Source organism: Microbulbifer magnicolonia (assembly GCF_035117725.1).
GTDB classification, from domain to species: domain Bacteria; phylum Pseudomonadota; class Gammaproteobacteria; order Pseudomonadales; family Cellvibrionaceae; genus Microbulbifer; species Microbulbifer magnicolonia.
In genome coordinates this window covers 1,183,313-1,203,230 of record NZ_JAYEFD010000002.1, presented here as the reverse complement: position 1 = coordinate 1,203,230, position 19,918 = coordinate 1,183,313, and the positions used below count along the sequence as shown (strand labels likewise).

Sequence of the window (19,918 nt, the reverse complement as noted above, 5' to 3'; positions counted from 1 at the left end):
CCCGATAAAGCAATTCCTCAAAAGTATTAGGGGACAACCGGTCACAAGTTACCAATGTGAGTAGGGTCATCAGCCTGGCTGATAAATTCCTGCTTACCGGGGTGACTTATGGACGTTGGCAACCAGCTCCCGCTAGCGCGCGACTGCTCTCACGGCCGCGGTGCTTCCCACCATTGCAGCGCCCTGGCGCTGGCCCTGGCACTGTCATTGGCGCTAGATCTTCCACAGGTCGCTGCGGAAACCCAGCCCACGGCGACGCCCCCGCTGATCGACAGCAGTGACCCATATTCACCTTACGGTCGCCAATACGCGCTGATGCGCGAGGAGCTGGCGCGCTACAGCGCCCTCGCCGAGGGCGATCACTGGCGCCCCCTCGCCCCCGGCCAACCCCTGGTTCCCGGCGTGCGCGACCCGCGCGTCGCGCAGCTGCGCAGCCTGCTGATGCTGTATGGCGACTACCCGCTGGACGACCAGGCTTCGGCCAATCGCAGTGCGGACGAGTACGACGAACAGCTGCAGAGCGCCGTGCGCCGGTTTCAGCGCCGACACGGGCTGAAAGAGGATGCACTGGTCGACGAGCGCACCCGCGCGCGCCTGAATGTCAGTCCTGCAAAAATGGTGGAGACCCTGGCCGCCAATCTCGAGCGCTGGCGGCTCCTGCCCAAGGACCTGGGCCCGCGCTATATCCTCGTCAACATCCCGGACTACAGCCTGCGCCTGATCGACGGCGAGCGCGAGCAGTTCCGTATGCGGGTAGTGGTGGGCAAACCCAAGCACGAGACACCGCAGCTGACCACCCGCATGACACGGCTGGTATTCAATCCCGTCTGGCGCGTGCCGCCCAATATTGCGCTGCGCGAGCTGCTGCCCAAGGGCAGCGCCAACCTCAGCGCCAATGGTTACCGCCTGGTCAATCACAGCGGCAGGGCGGTACCCTTCTCCAGTCGCAATGTCGCCGCGGTCCGCCGCGGCAAGGTGACGCTGCAGCAGAAAGGCGGCCCCGGCAATGCGCTGGGGCGGGTCAAGTTCGTGATACCCAACCGGGAGGCCATATTCCTGCACGACACCAACAGCAAGCATCTGTTCAAGCGCAACCAGCGCGCCTTCAGTCACGGCTGTATCCGCCTGGAGAAACCGCTGGAATTCGCGCGCCTGATGCTGGCGGAGCAGAACAACTGGAGCGAAGCGCGTATCGAGCGCACGCTCCTCAGCAGCCGCACCCGGGGCGTGGAACTGGAAAATCCGATTCCGGTGTATATCGCCTACTGGACCGCCTGGGTGGATGAGGAGGGCCTGCTGCAGTTCCGCCCGGACATATACGGCCGCGACAATCCCGCAGCGTCCGGCGGCGAAACAGCGCCCGCAGATAACACGCAGCCGGAGTGAGTCATGGCACACAACCACGCCAGCTACAGCGTCAGCCCCAGGGTCGGCCGCTGGCTAGCGGCACTGCTGGCCGCGCTGGTGTCAGTTGCCCTGTCCCATGCCGGCAGTGACGCCGCGACAGAAGAGCGCGCACTGGATCCGGCCGGTGCCGGGGCACAGCTGCGCAGCATGGCGGCCCACTACCGCGAACTGGCCAAAGACTGGCAGCCCTTGAGCGAGGGCGGAACCCTGCAGGCGGGCGACCGGAGCGAGCGCGTGGTCCAGTTGCGCAGATTGCTCGAGCGCTACGGCGACTTCCGCGGACTGCCCGGCCCGCTGTCCGCCGGAAATGGCGATCCGCTGCGCTTTGGCAGCGCCTTGCAGCGGGCCGTGGAGAATTTCCAGCGCCGCCACGGCCTGGAAGCGAACGGCATCGTCGGAGCGGAAACGCTGATGGCACTGGCGGTGCCGCCCGCTGAGCGCGCGCGCCAGCTCGAGCTCAACGCCGCTCGCTGGGACAAGCTGTCACCGCCCGGCAAGGAACGCTATGTACTGGTCAATGTCCCCGACTACCGCTTGCAACTGGTGGAAGACGGCGCCGTGACACTGAGCATGAAAACCGTCGTCGGCAAGACCAGCAGCCGCACGCCGACGCTGCGCAGCCGCATCACCAACATCGTGTTCAACCCCACCTGGACAGTACCGCGCAGTATCCTGCTGACCGAGCTGCTGCCGAAAGCGCGCAACAATCCCGAGGCCATGCACAGGCGCGGCTACCGCCTGGTCAATTACGGCGGGGGCGATGTATTCCCCATCTCCGAAGATGGCCTGAGCCGTGCGGCCGAGGGTGATGCCACCCTGCGCCAGGTCAGCGGCCCCGGCAACTCCCTGGGCAGGGTGAAGTTCGTGATTCCCAACCGGCAGGCGATATTCCTGCACGACACCCAGGCGCAAAGCCTGTTCGGTCTGCGCGAGCGCGCCTTCAGCCACGGCTGCATTCGCCTGGAGCGCCCGGAAGAACTGGCCTATGCACTATTGCACCGGCAGGGCTGGGACAGAACCCGCATAGCCCAGGCGACGACCGGCGACGAGACGCTCAATATCAAGGTGGACCGCCCCCCGCGCCTGTATATCACCTATTTCACCGCCTGGGTGGATAGCGCCGGGCGCCCCCATTTCCGCCGCGACATCTATCATCACGACACTGAGTCCGGCACCGCTGAGTAGGCCGGGACAAAGGTCACGGTTCGCTACCCCAACCCTCGCCACTCCTAGTCACCCGCCCGAATCGCTTATTTTTGACTAAAATTGCACCAGCCGGTCACAGAAAAATTTTATTTTAGCAGCGCCACATAAATGACAACGCTGTCTCCCATTAACCGCCCGATTTTGCCGCAGATCGCCAGAATCCGGCGCTGCTCATAGTCCATGGAGCAACAAAGTACCAGTGTTTCTCTTGGATCAATTGCTAATTAGCAGAGATAGATTTGTAACACCTGGCTATTTTTTGTACATTTCTTCCCGTGCCCAGCGACGCCAAGCGTCACCAGGGCAATGACGAGACACAAACGACGAGGCGGAAATTAGGTATGAAGAATCCATCCAGACGTCGATTCCTGGCAGTGACCTGCGCAACTGCGGCGGCGGTCAGCGCCGGACCGACTTTCGCAAAAGTGGGCAACGCCCGCACTTTGAAAATGCGCAACCTGCACACCGGCGAAAGGCTGAGTACCGCCTACTGGTCGGGGGGTAGTTATGACAGCAGCGGCCTGAAGCAGTTCAACCGCCTGCTGCGCGACCACCGCGCGAACGAAGTGACGCGTATGGACCCGAAGCTGTTCGACATCGTCTACAAGCTGAAGGAAAAACTGAACTACAACGGCGAGGTCGAGATCATCTCCGGCTATCGTTCGGAGAAGACCAACGCCAAGTTGCGTGCAGCTGGCCGCGGCGTCGCCAAACGCAGCTACCACACGCGCGGCATGGCGCTCGACATCCGCATGCCCGGTGTGCCGCTGTCCAAGCTGCGCCAGGCGGCGCTGGACCTGAAAGCCGGTGGCGTGGGTTACTATCCGAAGAGTAACTTCGTCCACGTCGATACCGGCCCGGTTCGCCGCTGGTAATACGCCGCCGCAATACGCGGCGGGCAGAAAACACAAACCCCGGCCTTTGCCGGGGTTTGTCGTTTATGCGGCCGGGAAGCCGGCAGATGAGCGGTTACTCGCCCGGCAGCGGCAGCGCTACCGGGGTCATGTCTTCCGCCGCCACGGGCACCTGCGCGGTGCCGGTCATCAGCCCCGCCATCCGCTCCAGTAGTTCGCGCGCCTGTGCCAGCTGCTCCAGCTCCGCCAGCTCCACCGGGTCCTCCATCTTCAGCAACAAGGCTTCGAGCTCGGTAAAGGTTTGCGTCAACGCACTGACCTGGTGGCGATCCAGCAGCATCTCAGCCAGACCGGCCCCCTCTGCCGGCACCCAGTTGGACTGCAGAGTAGAGAGCATCGCCAGCAGGGCCTGCTTGGAATCCGCCGCGCGACCGCTCTCCACATCGCTCTCGGAACTCTCCGGCAGGCGCCGCAGCAACTCCTCGTCGAGCAGGCGGGTGTGGGCCACGCGGATCTGCTGCAGGCGGGCGGCGGGACTCAGGGCGAGAAAATGGCGCGACAGGTCGTTGGCAGCGGTCGGCCAGCGGCGCACCAGCCCGTCCACATCCTCCGCCATGCCACGGCCGATCAGGCGCGTCAGCTCACGGCGGCGGTTGGCGGCCAGCGCCTCGGGCTTCTCGCCTTCACTGACCTGACTGAACTGTTCTGCGGTGCGCTCACTGGTCGGCCCCCAGAGCATGATCTCCATCGCGTGGAACCCGGTGCTGGCCTCCTCGTGCGCCGTCAGCCGGTGCTGTTTGCGCAGATTGGCCAGGGTGAGCTCAATGGTGGTGTCGTTGACGATCCCGCTATCGGAGTAACCCGGCACCGTATCCAGGTAGCCCGGCTGCACCGGCCAGCTGTCCAGCGCCAACAGCAGCTGGCGCCCCTGATTCCTGAGTTCCGCCGGCGCGAAGGCCAGCTCGATATAGGGCAGCGCGCCGGTGAATTCCCGGTGCGCATCCAGCCAGGCCAGCTTGGCCGCCTCCAGGTGATCCTCACTGGGCTGATCCAGCAACGTCGCCACGGCGCGCTCCAGCGCCTCGACTGCTGCCTGGGCATCGATCAACTGTGCCTGACCGGCCTGCCAGACAGCCTGGGTCAGCTCTTCCGCCGCCTGCTCGTCGAAGGCCCGCGGCGCCGCCTGCTGCGCCGCCGATGGCGGCTCCACACGCTTTTGCTCGCAGGCCGCAAGTCCCGCCAAAAGCGCGAGCAATAACACTATTTTTCCATGCCGACTCATTATTACGCTCACAAATTTCCCCAAATCATGCAGCTTGCGCCGACGCCCGCCAGCTTATTCACTGTCGCGCAGGCTGATCACCGGCCAGCCACGCAGTTCCGCCTCGGCGCGCAGGCGCGCGTCCGGGTCCACCGCCACCGGATGCTCCACCTGCTGTAGCAGCGGCAAATCGTTGATGGAATCGCTGTAAAACCACTTCTCCCCGCCGCCGTATTGCGGGTTGTGCGCCAGCCACTGGCGCAGGCGCACGACTTTGCCACCCTGATAGCAGGGTTCGCCCACCACCCGGCCGGTGAAGCGCCCCTGCGCCTCTTCCGGCTCGGTGGCCAGCAGGGTATCCACTCTCAGGCGCGCGGCGATGGGCTCCACCACGAAGCGATTCGTGGCGGTGATGATCATAATATGGTGACCCTCGCGGCGATGCCGACTGATTAACTCTTCGGCGCGCGGCAGCCAGATTTCACTGATCACCTCCCGCATGAACTCGCGCTGCAGGTTATCCAGCTGGCCGCGGGACAGCTGCGCCAGCGGCTCCAGGGCGAACTCCAGGTAGGCGAAGATATCCAGCTCACCGCGCTGGTAATCCGCGTAGAAGCGGTCGTTGGCGGAGCGATAGCGTTCGCCATCGACGTACTCGCGCTCCACCAGGAACTCGCCCCAGGCGTGGTCGCTGTCACCGCCGATCAGTGTGTTATCGAGATCGAAAATTGCCAGTTGCACCACAGACTCCCCAGTAACTATAGATTCCCCAGGACGCTTCCGCCGCCATCTGCGGCGGGCAATTTTACCCCGCTGGCGGGCACTGCACACCGACCATTTCACACGAAGCGCGCCCAATTGCCGTAATACCCCCGCTGTGGAACAATGCGGGGCAAGCAGGCGCGGCAGCTGGCCGCGCACAACAGAATCGAGGACGGTATTTTGGGCGACGGCAAGCCAGCGCAAGCTGGGCGCAAGAACCGCCGCAAGTCCGCCAGACAGTCAAACCGCACCGACAATCCCGGCAACAACCGCAAAGGCCGGGCACGCGGTGACGACAACAGCAGCAATATCGACGCCGAGGGCTTCCGCCCCAATGTCGGCATTATTGTGCTGAACGCCCGCGGCCAGGCGCTGTGGGCGAGGCGGGTGGGCGGCAAGGACGCCTGGCAATTTCCCCAGGGAGGCATCAATCCGGGCGAGACCGCCGAGCAGGCGCTCTTTCGGGAGCTGTACGAGGAGATAGGCCTGACCCGGGACCAGGTCAGCGTATTGGCCTGCACCCGCGGCTGGCTGCGCTACCGACTGCCGCAGCGCCTGATCCGGCGGCGCTCGGAGCCCCTGTGCATCGGCCAGAAGCAGAAGTGGTATCTGCTCATGCTGGAGGCGCCGGAGAGTGCGATCAGCTTCAACAACGGTTACAAACCCGAGTTCGACCACTGGCGCTGGGTCAGCTACTGGCACCCGCTCAGCAAGGTGGTGACCTTCAAGCGTGAAGTGTATCGGCGCGCGCTGACCGAACTGGCCCCGCAGCAAATACAATTGGAAAGGAGCTGGCTGCGCGAGCTGGGCAATCCCTGAGGCGTGCACAGCCGGCTGTGCTGCGAACGAAATCTATCAACCTGACGGATCTGATAGAAAAGCGAAAATAACCGCTGCTGGTCAGCGAAACAATTCCGTTGAATGGCGAGGACAGGCCTTTGCTCGGATCTCTGCGCAGTATTGTTCAGGAAGTCAACGCGGCTCGGGACCTGCCCGCGGTGCTGGAAATTATTGTGCGCCGGGTGCGCGAAGTGATGCACACCCGCGTCTGCTCCGTCTATCTGCGCGACAAGCAGTCCGGCCACTATGTCCTGATGGCCACCCGCGGTCTCAATCAGGATGCGGTCGGCCAGGTGCACCTGGCCCCGGGCGAGGGCCTGGTGGGCAATGTGGTGACCCGCGAGGAACCCATCAACCTGGAACAGGCCGAGGCCCACCCCGCCTACCAGTATTTTCCGTCCACCGGCGAAGAGCGTTTCAGCGCCTTTCTCGGCACGCCGATTATTCACCACCGCAACGTCCTCGGCGTGTTGGTCGTACAGCAGGCGGAAAAGCGCCGCTTCGACGAGGGCGAAGAGGCGTTTCTGGTCACGCTGTCGGCACAGCTCGCCGGCGTCATCGCCCACGCCGAGGCGACCGGCGCCCTGGCCGTCATCGGCCAGCAGCGGCGCGAGGCCAAATTTACCGGCATCGCCGCTTCCCCGGGTGTCGCCATCGGCCGCGTGCATATAGTCGCGCCGCAGGCCAACCTGGCCACCGTGCCCTACTCCTGCTGCATGGATGTCGAGGCAGAACTGGAGCTGTTCCACGAGGCTCTGACCAGTGCGCGGGAAGAGATTCGCGAGGTGGGCGAGCGTCTCAAGGACGACCTGAACCGCGAGGAGCGCGCGCTCTTCGACGCCTACGTCGCCATGCTCGACGACAGCTCTCTCGCCGTCGAGGTCTGCGACCGCATCCGCCAGCAGGTCAGCGCACCGCGCGCCTGGGCCGAAGTGATGCTGGAACATGTGCGCCGCTTCGAGGCCATGTCCGATTCCTATTTCCGCGACCGCGCCGCCGACGTGCGCGATCTGGGCGCGCGGGTACTGATGCACCTGCGCCAGCAGCAGCAGAGCCGGCGCGACTACCCGGAAAACACCATCCTGATTGGCGAGGAGCTGACCGCCGCAGTGCTGGCGGAGGTGCCGCGCGAGAAACTGATCGGCGCGGTTTCGGTAAAGGGTTCCGCCAACAGCCATGTGGCCATCATCGCCCGCGCCATGGGGCTGCCGGCGGTGATGGGCGCGCAGGACCTGCCCTACGAGACCATCGACGGCGCCGACATCGTCGTGGACGGCTACCGCGGGGAACTGCATGTGCACCCCGGCGCAGAGCTGCGGCGGCGCTATGACAGCATCGTCGCCGAGGAGCGCGAGCTGGCCCGCAACCTGGATCATATGGCGAGCCTGCCGGGCGAGACCGCCGACGGCCACCGGGTGCGCCTGTGGGTCAATACCGGCCTGATGGCGGATGTGGTGCGCTCCCTCGAGCGCGGCGCCGAAGGGGTCGGCCTCTACCGCACCGAGGTGCCCTTCCTGCTGCGCGACCGTTTCCCTTCAGAGGAGGAGCAGCGCGAGATTTACCGCGAGCAGCTGCAGGCCTTCGCACCGCGGCCGGTGACCATGCGCACGCTGGATATCGGCGGCGACAAGGCGCTGACCTATTTCCCGATCGAGGAGACCAACCCCTTCCTCGGCTGGCGCGGCATACGCGTGACCCTCGACCACCCGGAGATTTTCCTCGCCCAGGTGCGCGCGATGATGAAGGCCAGCGTCGGCCTCGACAACCTGCGCATTATGCTGCCGATGATCAGCGGCCTGGGCGAGCTGGAAGCCGCGCGCAAGCTGTTGGAACGCGCCCATCGCGAACTGGTGGAAGAGGGCTACGACATCCCCATGCCGCCACTGGGCATCATGATCGAGGTGCCCTCGGCCGTGTACCAGGTGCGCGAGCTGGCCGAGCACTCCGACTTCATTTCCGTGGGCAGCAACGACCTGACCCAGTACCTGCTGGCGGTAGACCGCAACAACAGCCGTGTGGCCAACATTTACCACGCCCTGCACCCGGCCGTATTGCGCGCCCTGCAGGAAATCGTCAGAGCCGGGCACGCCGCCAATACCAAGGTGGGCATCTGCGGCGAGCTGGCCGGCGATCCGGGCGGCGCGCTGCTGCTGGTGGCCATGGGTTACGACGTGCTGTCGATGAACGCCACCAACCTGCCGCGGGTCAAGGCAACGCTGCGCGCCGTACGCAAGGCAGACACGGAAAAACTACTACAGCAGGTTTTGCAGATGCAGTGCCCGGAGGAAATTGAAGAGACGGTGCGGGCCTACCTGAAGCGGATCGGGCTCAAGGCGTTGCTGCAGCCGGCGGGGGGACAATAATTCGCGCTGCAGGCCCCAATTACTTAACAAACAAAAAAGCCGCTGTGATTTCACAGCGGCTTTTTTCTAAGCGATCACCGGCCGGGAATCACTCTTCTGATTCGGCGCGGTAGGCGTCGGCATCCAGCATGTTGTCCAGCTCGCTCACGTCGCTGGGCTTGATGCGGAAAAACCAGCCGTCGTCGTAGGGGGATGCGTTGACGGTTTCCGGCGCGTCTTCCAGCGCCTCGTTGACCTCGATGACCTCGCCGGAAATCGGTGAGTAGATGTCGCTGGCCGCCTTGACCGACTCCACTACACCCGCCTCGTCACCGGCCGCCAGCGTGGTGCCCACTTCCGGGGTCTCGACGTAAACCACATCGCCCAGCGCGTCCTGGGCATGGTCGCTGATGCCGACGGTGACGGTGCCGTCCTCTTCCAGTCGCGCCCATTCATGGCTGGACAGGTATTTCAGTTCGCTGCGAATTTCGCTCATGCTGTGCTCCCTCGATTAAGCATCTCTAAATATTGTTCAAGCTGCTGCGGGACTTGCCTTCAGACTCTCACGAGGACAGTCCCGCTGCCAGACAGCCGTCAAATCACCGATTTACCATTGCGCACGAAGCAGGGCTTTACCACTTTGACCGGCACCAGCTTTTTGCGCATTTCCACCTGGGCTGTGTCCCCCACTGTCACCGGCACACGCGCCAGCGCAATGGAGTAGCCCAGGGTGGGAGAAAAAGTTCCGCTGGTGATGATACCGCGGTCGTCGCTGCCGTCCACCACTACCGGCTGGTCGGCGCGCAGTACACCGCGATCCTCCAGCACCAGGCCGACCAGCTTTTCTTTTACACCGGCCGCCTTTTCCCGCTCCAGCGGCTCGCGGCCGATAAAGTCGCGGTCCTCCGGCTGCCAGGCCATGGTCCAGGCCATGTTAGCTACCAGCGGCGAAGTGTCTTCGTCCATTTCATGGCCATAGAGATTCATGCCGGCCTCCAGGCGCAGCGTGTCGCGGGCGCCGAGGCCACAGGGGGCGACACCGGCATCCGCCAGGGCGCGCCAGAAGCCGGGGGCGTCCTCGGCGGCCAGCATGATTTCCAGACCGTCCTCACCGGTGTAGCCGGTGCGGGCCACAAACCAGTTGCCGCGGGCCACACTCTCGAACACCTTCAGGCCGTCGATGGCGGCGACCCACTCGATACCCATCGCCTTCTTGACCTTGTCGATCGCGTTGGGGCCCTGGATCGCCACCATCGCCAGCTGCGGGCGCTCGCTCAGGGTCACGTCGAAGGACTCTGCCTGCCGGTTCATCCACGCCAGGTCTTTCTCGCGAGTGGCGCAGTTCACCACCAGGCGATAGCCCGGGTCGCGCAGGTAGACGATCAGGTCGTCGATCACCCCACCCTTTTCGTTCAGCATGCCGGTGTAGAGCGCCTTGCCCGGCTTGCCGTCCAGTTTGGCCACATCGTTGGCCAGCAGGTGGCGCAGGTAGTCGCGGGCGCCGTCACCGTCCACATCCACCACGGTCATATGGGAGACATCGAACATGCCGGCATCGGTGCGCACCTTGTTGTGCTCTTCCAGCTGAGATCCGTAGTGCAGCGGCATATCCCAACCACCGAAGTCCACCATTTTGCCGCCCATGGCGACATGTGTGTCATACAGAGGCGTTCTGTTTCCCATCTTTTGTTCTCAATTCACCAGGTAAGAAAGCCGCGTATTCTAGCGGCAGCGCCACCGGCGTTACCAGACGGCGGTATGCTGCAAGCCTAGCAGGCGCCGGGACGAATGACTGCCCGGCGCCGCACTCGCCGTCAAAGATTCGGCGGCGGTGGAAAAAAACACAGCGCAGAACCAAAAATGCTTTGCCGCCACCAGCATTGGCTGTATAAGTGGCCATCCCCACTGGCGGCACCCCGCTGCAGACAGAGATTCCCCGATTGAACATCAACGTTTCCGCCCTGGCGGAGGAGCACCATTCATCCCTCCGTTACCTGGGCCCCCGCGACGACGACCCCATGGACCTGATCGCCGCAGCCCTGCGCAGGGACGGCTATATCGTGCTGCCGGCGCCGCTGCCACCGGCAATGCTGGGGGGGGTGTTGCGCCACTTCAAATCCATCGACCGCGAGCGCTTCAAACGTGCCGGTATCGGTCGCGAGGAAGAGCACCAGCTCAACCGCTTTGTGCGCGGTGACCAGATCTTCTGGCTGGACGACTCCAACCCGGCGGTAACCGCCTATCTGAGCTGGATGGAAACCCTGCGCCTGGGGCTGAACCGGCGCCTGTTCCTCGGACTGTTCGATTACGAGTGTCACTACGCCTACTACGACCGCGGCACCTTCTACAAGAAGCACCTGGACGCGTTCAAGGGCGGCACCAACCGCGTGCTGAGCACCGTGCTGTATTTGACCCCCAACTGGCAGCCGCGGGATGGCGGCGAGCTGGCGATATATCCTCCCGAAACTGCGGCAGCGCCCACGGCGGAACCGCTGCTGAAAGTGGCGCCGCGCTTCGGACAGATGGTGATCTTTCTCAGTGAAGAGTTTCCCCACGAAGTGCTGACCGTCAACCGGCCCCGCTACAGCGTCACCGGCTGGTTCCGGGTCAACAACAGTCTCGGCGACAGCATCGACCCGGCCGCCTAAAGGCGCAAAACCGCGGCTGCCGGCCAGCGGCAGCCGCGGTGCCGGACTCAGTGCGCCGGCGCCACCGCGCGCTGGATATCGGCGAACGTCGGCAGCGCGTCTATGTTGATCTCCGCGTGCAGGCGCCTGCCCACCTCGGCGGCACTGATCACGCCGCGCACATGGTGGTTGTGCTGGTCGACGATCAGGCAGTCCCGCTGGCCGTGGTCGCGCATAGCCTGCAGCACCGTGCGGATACTGCTTTTCTCCACCTGTCGGTAACTCAGCACTTTCAATTTGCTGCGCGAGCGCATCAAATCGCCGACCGTCAGTTCGTGCCGTGGCACGCCTTCGGCCACGCGCTGAATGACCCGCTGGTAGGAAATATCCTCCGCGGTCAGCAGGCCGGCAACCAGCCCCTGCCGGTCCAGCACCAGCACCGCACTCAGATGGCCGGCGTGCATCACCTGAGCGGCATCCGCTGCTGACACCGATGGTGTCAGCAGAGCGGGATGATGGTCTTTGAAATCGGTAACAAAACTGAGTGCGGGAGAATCCGGGGTAAGCTCGCAGAACTCTTCCGGGAAAACCAGCTTGTCGATTTCGTGCAACTGTAAAAAATTCAGATCTTTCATGGCATAACTCACTGCAGCGTGCGCCCGGCAAATCGGGGGCACAGACTATTTCGGGATCACTGCCTCCGGCGGAGCACAGCTGATACAAACGTAAATAATCGAAGCGTTATGCCTGAGAGGGGGGCGCGCGAATGCCATTGGCCGCGCCGCGCAAGGACTGCGGGAAAAACTCGCGGGGAGAAAAGCCGGATGCCGCTGCCGCGGTCGGCTGGGTACGGAAAGCGCCGGCATTCTGCTGATCGTCGTCGCCATCGGTGTCATCGATCGAGACACCGTGGCCACAACCGCCGGGCTGGAAATGACTGGCGATATCGGACGCAAGGGAATCTGCAGCGACGGGACCGGCCTGCACTGTTGCGCACAACAGCACCGCCTGAAGAATCAAAAAGAGCATCCCGGTTCGCACTTTACCCGCTCCCGAAAACCGCGTTGTGTGCAGAGCCGCCGAACATAAACCGGGTACCGCTTGACCGGCAGCCGCAATATCGGCGAGCTCTACTCTGAGACTGACTATCTGGGGCCGGGTTCCGCAATTTCAATCGCCGGAGCGGTTGCGCTCTTCTTCGGCACCCTCGACAGCCTCTTTCGCATCATGCGCCTGTTGTGCGGACTCGTCTACTTTTAACCCGTATCTTTTCGAACGCAGTCGCCACAGGCGCTTGGCGACTTCCTGCCGATCCGGCGTCTTGTCCGCCTCGTCGACGATCTCCTCGCCCAACAGCGTCTCCAGCAAATCCTCCAGCGTGACCAGCCCTTCGAAGCTGCCGTACTCGTCCACCACCGCGCTGATCTGCACCCGCCGCGAGAGCATTTTCTGGAAGGCCTGATAGATGGTCGCCGTTTCCGGCAGCATCAACATGTCGCGGCGGAATTCCGCCAGCTTTTTCTCCCGGTCACCTTTGGCGAAGGCGAGCAGCAGTTCTTGCTTCAAAACGAAACCGACCACGCAATCCGGATCGCCGCGCTCGTAGACGGGAATACGGGAGAAGCGGCTCTTCTCCACTTCCTCGTAGGACGCCCCCACAGTTGCGTCCTGTGACAGTGAGTAGACCACGGTGCGGGGCGTCATCACCTCTCGTACCGAGTGATCGCGCAGGGTAAAAAACAGGTTGCGCAGAATACTGGACTCGCGGCGCTCCAACTGCCCCTCGGCCTCGCCGAGCTCCGCCATTACTGCAAATTCATCGCGACTGAAGCCAGTCAGCGTCGGGCCGTGTGCCAGTCCTCGGGTCAGCCACTCGGACAGCTTCACGAACGGGTAGAGCGCCCACACCATGAACCGCACGACATAGGCCGTAACCGGTGCCAGTTGCCGCCAGTAAGAGGCACCGAGGGTTTTGGGAATAATTTCCGAAAACACCAGGATAAGCAGCGTCAGCACCGCGGATATCACCCCTAGATACTGATTGCCGAATACGATCGCGGCCTGGGCACCGGCACCCGCGGCGCCAACGGTATGGGCGACAGTATTGAGAGTCAGAATGGCGGCCAGTGGCGCGTTGATATCATCCTTCAGTTTGCGCAATACGACACCGGAACTGTGCCCTTCCCGCTCGAGCAAACTGATATAGGGTTTGGTCACGCTGAGAATCACCGACTCGGCGATGGAACACAGAAAGGAAAAACCGATGGCGATGAGGATATAGGTAATCAGTAGAATCATGGAGGCTCAGACTGTCGCGGAACCAGGGGCAAATTTTCGCGCGCCGCCGACGAGACAGTAGACCACTGCGAGCAGCAGACCGCAGACAAATCCGCCAATATGCGCGGCATTGGCAACGCCGACACCGAAGACGTAGGTCACCAGCCCGGTCGCACACAACAGCAGCCAGCCGACCGCTACGGCGACTATGCCACGGGGCACGTCCCGCCAGCCGGGCTGCCAGCGCTGCAAAACAAAAACGCAGCCGACCAGTGCGTAGACCACGCCGGACATGCCGCCAAACAGAATCTGCGGCGACCAGTAGTATTGGGTCAGGTTGGAAGCTGCCGCACTGAAAAACACCAGCCCTGCGAATACCGGGGTTCCGGCGCGCGCCTCCAGCGGCCGCCCGAGTATCCAGATGCCCAGCGCGTTGAACAGCGCGTGGGGCAGCGAAAAGTGGACCAGCGCCGGCGACCACAGCCGCCAGTACTCGCCATGGGCCAGGTGCCAGGCGAGGGTGGAACTGCCCAGAGCCTGACGCATATTGTCCAGCTGGAAATCGCCGCCGCGATCCGGGTAGATAATCAGCACATCCGCCAGATCGTTGCGCAGCAACAGCCAGCCGATAAAGCACAGCGCGATCAGCATCAGGCTGAGCGCCGTTTTCTGCCAGGGCCAGCTCGGCAGCGGCGACGACACAGCGGCTGCTTCGGGCTCCTTTCCACCCTGCGCCGCCGATTCGGGCTGTGCGGTCTCCTCGCCGGCAGCGGACGTCTCGCCTACCGGCTCCAGGCGCACGTCGGCGAGTCTGATCTCGCCCGCATCCCAGCGCTGCAGAAGCGGCAACAGCAATTCGCCCAGCCGCGGATCCAGCGTCGAAAGTATCTGGCGATTGCTTTCTTCGGCAATGCGCAGCGGCAGGCGATAGCGCTGAATGAACTGGGCCAGCTCACTGAGATCTTTATCGATGGGAAATTGGTAAATGCTGGTCCAGTGGCTCAAGAGGCAGGGGCCTTTTTATTTAACGCGCTTTCGATGCACGGCGGGCCCTGGCCCGCCTGTAAAAGATATAGGGGCTGGCGACCACGGATTAAACCGCCATCGCACGCAGAATTATGCGTTTCTTCAATAAGGGGCTGGCATCCACCATGCTCAGCCCGGTGTTGCGCAGCCAGCGCCAGTGCAGGTCGCCGGCGCCGAACAGGGATTTGAAAGTGCTCATGGCTTTCAGCGTCGCGGCATTGTCGCCGCGGCGGCGGCGCTGATAGCGCGCCAGCACCGAGACGTCGGCCAGTTCCAGACCGCGTTTCAGCGCGCGACCTATCTCGTCGCTCAACACGCGCACGTCCTGCAAGCCCAGATTCACCCCCTGCCCCGCCAGCGGATGAATACTGTGGGCCGCATCGCCGATCAGTACCGCACCGGGGCCAAAATAGGATTCGGCATGGCGCGCACGCAGCGGGAAGGAAAAGCGCTCGCTGACCGATTCCACGCGGCCGAGGCTGCTCTCGAACGCCTTCTCCAGGTTCAGGCAGAAGGCGGGGTCATCCAGCATCAGCAGTTCCCGCGCCAGCTCGTCATCCGCCGACCAGACCACCGCACAGTGGTTCTCGTCGCCGAGGCCGGCCAGCGGCAGGAAGGCCAGTGGACCGGTTTTCAGGAAGCGTTGCCAGGCGGTGTGCTGGTGGGACTTCTCGCAGCGGGCTACGCACACCAGCGCCGTCTGGTGGTAGTCGGTATCCTGCGAGCGGATACGCAACAGGTCGCGCACCTTGGAGCGGGCACCGTCGGCACCGATCAGCAGGCGCGTGCTGAGCACCTCGCCGCCTTCCTCCAGCCCCTCGACAGCATTGATGCGATTGCTGCGCGGCTGCAGGTGCCAGAGGCCACAATCGCGCCACCAGCTCTCCAGGCGGAAGCCGTTGACCAGCTCCACGTTCGGCAGCGCCGCCAGGCGCTGGCGCAGTGCCGCCACCACCACGTTGTTCTCGACAATGTGGCCGAGGTTGGGCAACTGCACGTCGCGGCTGTTGAAGCGCACGGAACCGGTACCCTCCGCATCCCATACGCGCATTTCAGTGTAGGGGCAGGCGCGGCGGTCGCCGATCTCGGCCCAGGCGCCCACTTCCTCGAGCAGCTCACGGGAGGCCTGCGTCAGGGCGACTACGCGGGGATCGTAGTGATCGGCGGGCAGCTGCGGCACCTCGGTGGAGGCCTCCAACAGCGCCACCTGTAACTGCGGATGGCGAACGGCGAGCAGCGCGGCCTGGGCCAGCCCCACCATGCCAGCGCCGACAATTGCGATATCCAAACGGTGTCTGATCATATGACGCCAATCCCGTTGTTGTGACTCCGCCGGCATCTTGCCGGCCGGTGGGCACTATTAAAGCCCAAAACCCGCCGCCTGGCCGACGAAACTCGCGCGCAGCGGCGGCGCCAGCGTCAGCCCGAGCAGACCCGCCTGGCGCAAGCCCTGCGCCAACAAACTGGAGGAGGCGAAGAGCGGCGGAATCCGGTCGCTGAAGCCGATGGTCAGCTGCTGGTCCAGGCGCCGGTCGCGGCCGTAGCCCTGTAACAATTCTAGCTGCCCGGTTGAATCATGCGCCAAACCGGCCCCGGCCAGGGCGTGCGCCAGGCCGTAGCAATCGCGCAGGGTCAGGTTAAAACCCTGGCCCGCTACCGGGTGCAGGTAATGGGCGCAGTTGCCTACCAGCACCAGACCGCGGCGCCACTGTTCCCGCGCCAGCGACAGGCTGAGCGGATAGCTGTGCGGGCTGCCCGCCCGCTGAATGCGACCGGCGCGCCAGCCGAAGGCGCGCTGCAGCCGCTCGACAAATTCGCGCTCGGGCAACTCGGCCAGGGCCTCTGCCGCTTCCTCCTCGCAGGTCCACACCAGCGCCATGCGGTGCTGGCCGCCGCGCTTCGGCAGTGGCAGCAGGGCCATGGGGCCCGCATCGGTGAAGCGCTCGTAGGCGACACCGCCGTGATCCCGCTGCAACCCTACTGTAGTGACCAGCGCCCGCTGTCGGTACTGCACCGCTTCGGTCGCAATACCCAGCTGCTGGCACAGCGGCGAATTGACGCCGTCTGCGGCAACCAGCAGCGCGGCCCGCAGCTCGCTGTCGGCGCCGTCTTCGCCGGCGCGCCAGCGCAGGCGCGCGCCGCTGGCATCCATCTGCACTGCGGTAACCTGCGCCGGCGCCAGCAGTCGCACCGGCGTCTGCGCCAGCGCTTCGTGCAGAACGGGTCCCAGGGCGGCGTTTTCGATCACCGCACCGAACATACCGTCGAAACTGGCGCGTCGCTGCCGCTCCGCATCCATGGCGACACCGACGGCGTGGCCGCGGTCGTTGACCTGAATGCGTCTTATCGGTGCGCAGTATTCGCGCAATTGCGGCCAGAGCCCCAGCTCGGCGAAGATCTGCAGGCTGCCGGCCGCTATGGCGGTGGCGCGGGTGTCGAAGCTGGGCAATTGCACACTGGCGCCGGCGTGCGGCAGTGCCCGCTGTTCGAGCAGCGCCACCGACAACTGCGGACAGAAGCGGGCCAGCATCAGCGCCAGGCTTGCCCCGGCCATACCGCCGCCGACAATGGCGACGTCGACCCGCTGCAACGATGTAGCTACCACAGTTCCTCCTGCACCAGATCGTGCCCCTGGCGCATCGTGTATTCGATATCCGCGACCGTTTTCGGCGCCGCCGCCGACAGAACCTGAACGCCCTCCCTGGTCAGCGCCACGTCGTCCTCGATACGGATGCCGATGCCGCGGAATTTTTCCGGCACCTGCTCGTCGTCGGCGGCGATGTAGATTCCCGGCTCCACCGTCATCACCATGCCCGGCTCCAGCTGGCGCCACTGACCGTGTACACGGTAGTCGCCGGCGTCGTGCACGTCCATCCCCAGCCAGTGGCCGGCGCGATGCATATAGAAGCGCCGGTAGGCACCGGATTCGATCAGGCCGCCGAGATCACCGCGCAGCAGGCCCAGGTCCAGCAGCCCCTGGGTGATGACCTCCACACTGGCCGCGTGGGGCTGGTCCCAGTCATTGCCGACGCGAATCCGGTCAATGGCCGCGGCCTGCCCCGCCAGCACAATCTCGTACAGCGCGCGCTGTACCCCGCTGAAGCGCCCGCTGACCGGATAGGTGCGGGTCACGTCCGCGGCATAGCCGCGGTACTCGCAGCCGGCGTCCACCAGCACCAGGTCGCCGCTTTTGAGCTGCGCACTGTTGCTGCAGTAGTGCATCACCAGGGCGTTCCGGCCGCCGCCGACAATGGTCGGGTAGGCGGGCTCGCGCGCTCCGGCGGCGACAAAGGTATGCAGTATTTCCGCTTCCAGGTGGTACTCGTAACGGCCGGGGCGACAGCGGGCCATGGCGCGGCGGTGCGCCTCGGCGCTGATCTCCGCCGCGTGCGCCATCAGGCGCAGCTCGGCAGCGCTCTTGTACAGGCGCAGGTCGTGCAGCAGGTGATCCAGGTTGACCATTTCCGGCGCGCCGCCGCTGCCCGGCGCTGCGTCTATGGCCTGCAGGTAACTCTGCAGGCGGCGGTCCAGCTGCGGAAAGCGGCCCATCGTGAAGTAGATGTGCGCGCGCCCCTCGAGCAGGCCCGGCAGTATGTCGTCCAGGTCCCCGATCGGGAAGGCGTCGCACAGGCCGCACTGCTCGGCGGCGCGTTCCGGCCCGAGTCGCGGGCCGTCCCACATTTCCTTCTCCGCATCGCGCTCGCGACAAAACAGCAGCGCCTCGCCCTGGCTGCGCCCGGGCACCAGTACCAGCAGCGCCTCGGGTTCACTGAAACCGGTCAGGTAGAGAAAGTCGCTGTCCTGGCGGAAGGGGAAGTAGGTGTCCCGCGAGCGCAGCTGTTCGCGCGCCGCGGGCACTAAGGCCAGGCTGCCCGGCGCCATACTCGCGATCAGGCGCGCGCGCCGGCGAGCGTATTCAGCCCTGGTGATGGCCGCCGGTGCGGCCGCGGCAACTGTCATCAGTGTACCGTGGGCCCACTGCAGGACCTGTCGCCGCGTACCTCCGTAAAAATATTCAGTACCGCCACGCGCACATACTCCTGCAGTTCCGCCAGCTCGCGCTCGGCCTCGCCCGATTTCTCGGCGTGATCGGCATCCACCTGCGCTATGGCGCCGATGTCCCGCAGTGCCTCCTGGCTGGTCGGCTGCAGCTCCCCCTTAAATGCACCGATACCAAAGCCGTGCAGGAATCCCTCACACCAGTGGCCGAGGGTCAGTGTCCGCGCAATGAGGTCGTCCTCATCGCTGAGCAGCAACTGGAACGCAAAGTTGCTGTCACTCAGCTGCTGCTGGCTCTCCTCGGCCAGCAGCAGGAATTCACGGTTCAGGTCCGCGGGCACCGCGTCCAGCTCCAGCAGCTCGGCCAGTTCATTTTGCCAGCGTTTTTTATCCGGCCTGGCACCCGCGGCCAAAATACCGCAGGCAAAGCCGTGCAGTTCACTGGGATCTGCTTGACCGCCGGCGGCGAGAATGGCATTGGCAAGGGAGTCAAATCGGTTGGCTGCTGATGTCATGGTTACCGCTCAGTAAGTTTGCAAAGTGATCAGAACTTATTCAGTTAGTTGCGACCGCATTGGGCCGCCACCGGACATTTCGGTCTAAGGGACAAATTTATGATTACCCGCGCAGGCGGGGCGATTGACCCACCCATACGCCGGCAATATAGTAGCGGAATCCCTCGCAGTCTGTCGTGTTGCGAACCAACCCAAATGCAGGAATTATGGATAAGCTGCAAACGTTAGAAAGCACTGTGGATTCGCTGATCGCCCGCTGTCAGCAGCTGGCCGATGACAACCGCGAGCTGCGCCGGCAGGAAGCCGACTGGCAGCAAGAGCGCCAGCGCCTGGTAAAAAATAATGAGGCCGCCCGTTCGCGGGTAGAAGCCATGATCAACCGCCTCAAGGGGCTAGCGCAAGAATCCTGATGGCTGACTCAGCATCCTCCTCGGAAACCGTGACTGTCTCTATACTCGACAAGGAGTACCGCGTCGCCTGCGCGGAAGACGAGCGCGCCGAATTGCAGGCCTCTGCACGCCTGCTGCACGAGCGCATGTCGCGCATCCGTGCCAGCGGTTCGGTGATCGGCCTGGAGCGCATTGCGGTGATGGCGGCGCTGAACATCGCTCACGAACTGATCCAGGCCAAGGCGGAACTCACCCGCGTGCCGCTCGAACAGGAAATGCTCGACCGGCTGAAGGACAAGGTGCAGTCTGCGCTTGGCAAAATCGATACGCACGAAAAAAGCTGAGCACCCGGCCCATTAATTCACCCCAGCGCACAGCCAGTCTGCTCCACTGAAAAAACTTGACAGCCTCGC

20 protein-coding genes are annotated in these 19,918 nt (G+C 64.0%); 8 read left to right on the top strand and 12 right to left on the bottom strand.

The annotated features are described in order from the left end of the window. The first annotated feature begins 108 nt into the window (after positions 1-108). The 3 genes from RRF64_RS14595 to mepK all read left to right on the top strand — a co-directional run bounded on the left by RRF64_RS14595 (position 109) and on the right by mepK (position 3,488). Positions 109-1,386, top strand: coding sequence for a L,D-transpeptidase family protein (locus RRF64_RS14595; protein WP_323846627.1), 1,278 nt, complete (start codon positions 109-111; stop codon positions 1,384-1,386). A 3-nt stretch (positions 1,387-1,389) separates the two neighbouring features. Beyond that, positions 1,390-2,592, top strand: coding sequence for a L,D-transpeptidase family protein (locus RRF64_RS14590; RefSeq protein WP_323846626.1), 1,203 nt, complete (start codon positions 1,390-1,392; stop codon positions 2,590-2,592). Positions 2,593-2,954: 362 nt separating this feature from the next. After that, a complete protein-coding gene (mepK, locus tag RRF64_RS14585; RefSeq protein WP_323846625.1) occupies positions 2,955-3,488 on the top strand; it encodes a peptidoglycan L,D-endopeptidase MepK in 534 nt (177 codons plus the stop codon). Between the two features lie 94 nt (positions 3,489-3,582). On the opposite strand, the gene RRF64_RS14580 is transcribed toward mepK, so the two are convergent. Next, positions 3,583-4,677 carry an imelysin family protein gene (locus RRF64_RS14580; protein ID WP_323846624.1) on the bottom strand — a complete coding sequence of 365 codons (1,095 nt, stop codon included), beginning with the start codon at positions 4,675-4,677 and terminating at the stop codon, positions 3,583-3,585. A 126-nt stretch (positions 4,678-4,803) separates the two neighbouring features. Continuing rightward, positions 4,804-5,469: a histidinol-phosphatase gene (locus tag RRF64_RS14575; RefSeq protein WP_323846623.1), complete on the bottom strand. Its 666-nt coding sequence runs from the start codon at positions 5,467-5,469 to the stop codon at positions 4,804-4,806. Between the two features lie 144 nt (positions 5,470-5,613). Here RRF64_RS14575 and RRF64_RS14570 point away from each other — a divergent pair, with 144 nt between their 5' ends. Continuing rightward, positions 5,614-6,309 carry an RNA pyrophosphohydrolase gene (locus RRF64_RS14570; RefSeq protein ID WP_323846622.1) on the top strand — a complete coding sequence of 232 codons (696 nt, stop codon included), beginning with the start codon at positions 5,614-5,616 and terminating at the stop codon, positions 6,307-6,309. 119 nt (positions 6,310-6,428) lie between these two features. Further along, complete coding sequence (ptsP, locus tag RRF64_RS14565; protein WP_323846621.1) at positions 6,429-8,693, top strand: phosphoenolpyruvate--protein phosphotransferase; 2,265 nt, start codon at positions 6,429-6,431, stop codon at positions 8,691-8,693. A gap of 88 nt (positions 8,694-8,781) precedes the next feature. Here ptsP and gcvH read toward each other — a convergent pair whose 3' ends face one another. Then, complete coding sequence (gene gcvH, locus RRF64_RS14560) at positions 8,782-9,168, bottom strand: glycine cleavage system protein GcvH (protein WP_323846620.1); 387 nt, start codon at positions 9,166-9,168, stop codon at positions 8,782-8,784. A 98-nt stretch (positions 9,169-9,266) separates the two neighbouring features. Further along, complete coding sequence (gene gcvT, locus RRF64_RS14555) at positions 9,267-10,355, bottom strand: glycine cleavage system aminomethyltransferase GcvT (protein ID WP_323846619.1); 1,089 nt, start codon at positions 10,353-10,355, stop codon at positions 9,267-9,269. Positions 10,356-10,564: 209 nt separating this feature from the next. On the opposite strand from gcvT, the gene RRF64_RS14550 reads away from it, so the two are divergent. Next, positions 10,565-11,320: a 2OG-Fe(II) oxygenase gene (locus tag RRF64_RS14550; protein ID WP_323846618.1), complete on the top strand. Its 756-nt coding sequence runs from the start codon at positions 10,565-10,567 to the stop codon at positions 11,318-11,320. 47 nt (positions 11,321-11,367) lie between these two features. Here the strand turns inward: RRF64_RS14550 and RRF64_RS14545 are convergent, their stop codons facing one another. The 8 genes from RRF64_RS14545 to RRF64_RS14510 form a co-directional block, all read right to left on the bottom strand. Next, positions 11,368-11,934: a CBS domain-containing protein gene (locus RRF64_RS14545; protein WP_323846617.1), complete on the bottom strand. Its 567-nt coding sequence runs from the start codon at positions 11,932-11,934 to the stop codon at positions 11,368-11,370. Between the two features lie 106 nt (positions 11,935-12,040). Then, positions 12,041-12,328 carry a hypothetical protein gene (locus RRF64_RS14540; RefSeq protein ID WP_323846616.1) on the bottom strand — a complete coding sequence of 96 codons (288 nt, stop codon included), beginning with the start codon at positions 12,326-12,328 and terminating at the stop codon, positions 12,041-12,043. A gap of 141 nt (positions 12,329-12,469) precedes the next feature. Continuing rightward, entirely contained in the window at positions 12,470-13,597 is a 1,128-nt protein-coding gene (locus RRF64_RS14535; RefSeq protein WP_323846615.1) for a CNNM domain-containing protein, read from the bottom strand. A gap of 6 nt (positions 13,598-13,603) precedes the next feature. Continuing rightward, the gene (locus tag RRF64_RS14530; RefSeq protein ID WP_323846614.1) at positions 13,604-14,581 is read right to left on the bottom strand and encodes a rhomboid family intramembrane serine protease; all 978 of its coding nucleotides are present in this window, start codon (positions 14,579-14,581) and stop codon (positions 13,604-13,606) included. 88 nt (positions 14,582-14,669) lie between these two features. Next, positions 14,670-15,905 (bottom strand): UbiH/UbiF/VisC/COQ6 family ubiquinone biosynthesis hydroxylase, encoded by a 1,236-nt coding sequence (locus RRF64_RS14525; RefSeq protein ID WP_323846613.1) that lies wholly within the window; start codon positions 15,903-15,905, stop codon positions 14,670-14,672. A gap of 57 nt (positions 15,906-15,962) precedes the next feature. Further along, positions 15,963-17,207 carry a 2-octaprenyl-6-methoxyphenyl hydroxylase gene (gene ubiH / locus RRF64_RS14520; protein WP_323846612.1) on the bottom strand — a complete coding sequence of 415 codons (1,245 nt, stop codon included), beginning with the start codon at positions 17,205-17,207 and terminating at the stop codon, positions 15,963-15,965. Further along, on the bottom strand, positions 17,201-18,562 hold the full coding sequence (pepP, locus tag RRF64_RS14515) for a Xaa-Pro aminopeptidase (RefSeq protein WP_323846611.1): 1,362 nt from the start codon (positions 18,560-18,562) through the stop codon (positions 17,201-17,203). Before pepP ends, ubiH begins: the two co-directional genes overlap by 7 nt. Beyond that, entirely contained in the window at positions 18,562-19,116 is a 555-nt protein-coding gene (locus tag RRF64_RS14510) for a UPF0149 family protein (RefSeq protein ID WP_323846610.1), read from the bottom strand. The genes pepP and RRF64_RS14510 overlap by 1 nt, the downstream gene beginning before the upstream one ends. A gap of 206 nt (positions 19,117-19,322) precedes the next feature. On the opposite strand from RRF64_RS14510, the gene RRF64_RS14505 reads away from it, so the two are divergent. Then, entirely contained in the window at positions 19,323-19,526 is a 204-nt protein-coding gene (locus RRF64_RS14505; protein WP_323846609.1) for a TIGR02449 family protein, read from the top strand. Next, complete coding sequence (locus RRF64_RS14500; RefSeq protein ID WP_323846608.1) at positions 19,526-19,849, top strand: cell division protein ZapA; 324 nt, start codon at positions 19,526-19,528, stop codon at positions 19,847-19,849. The genes RRF64_RS14505 and RRF64_RS14500 overlap by 1 nt, the downstream gene beginning before the upstream one ends. Positions 19,850-19,918: the final 69 nt, after the last annotated feature.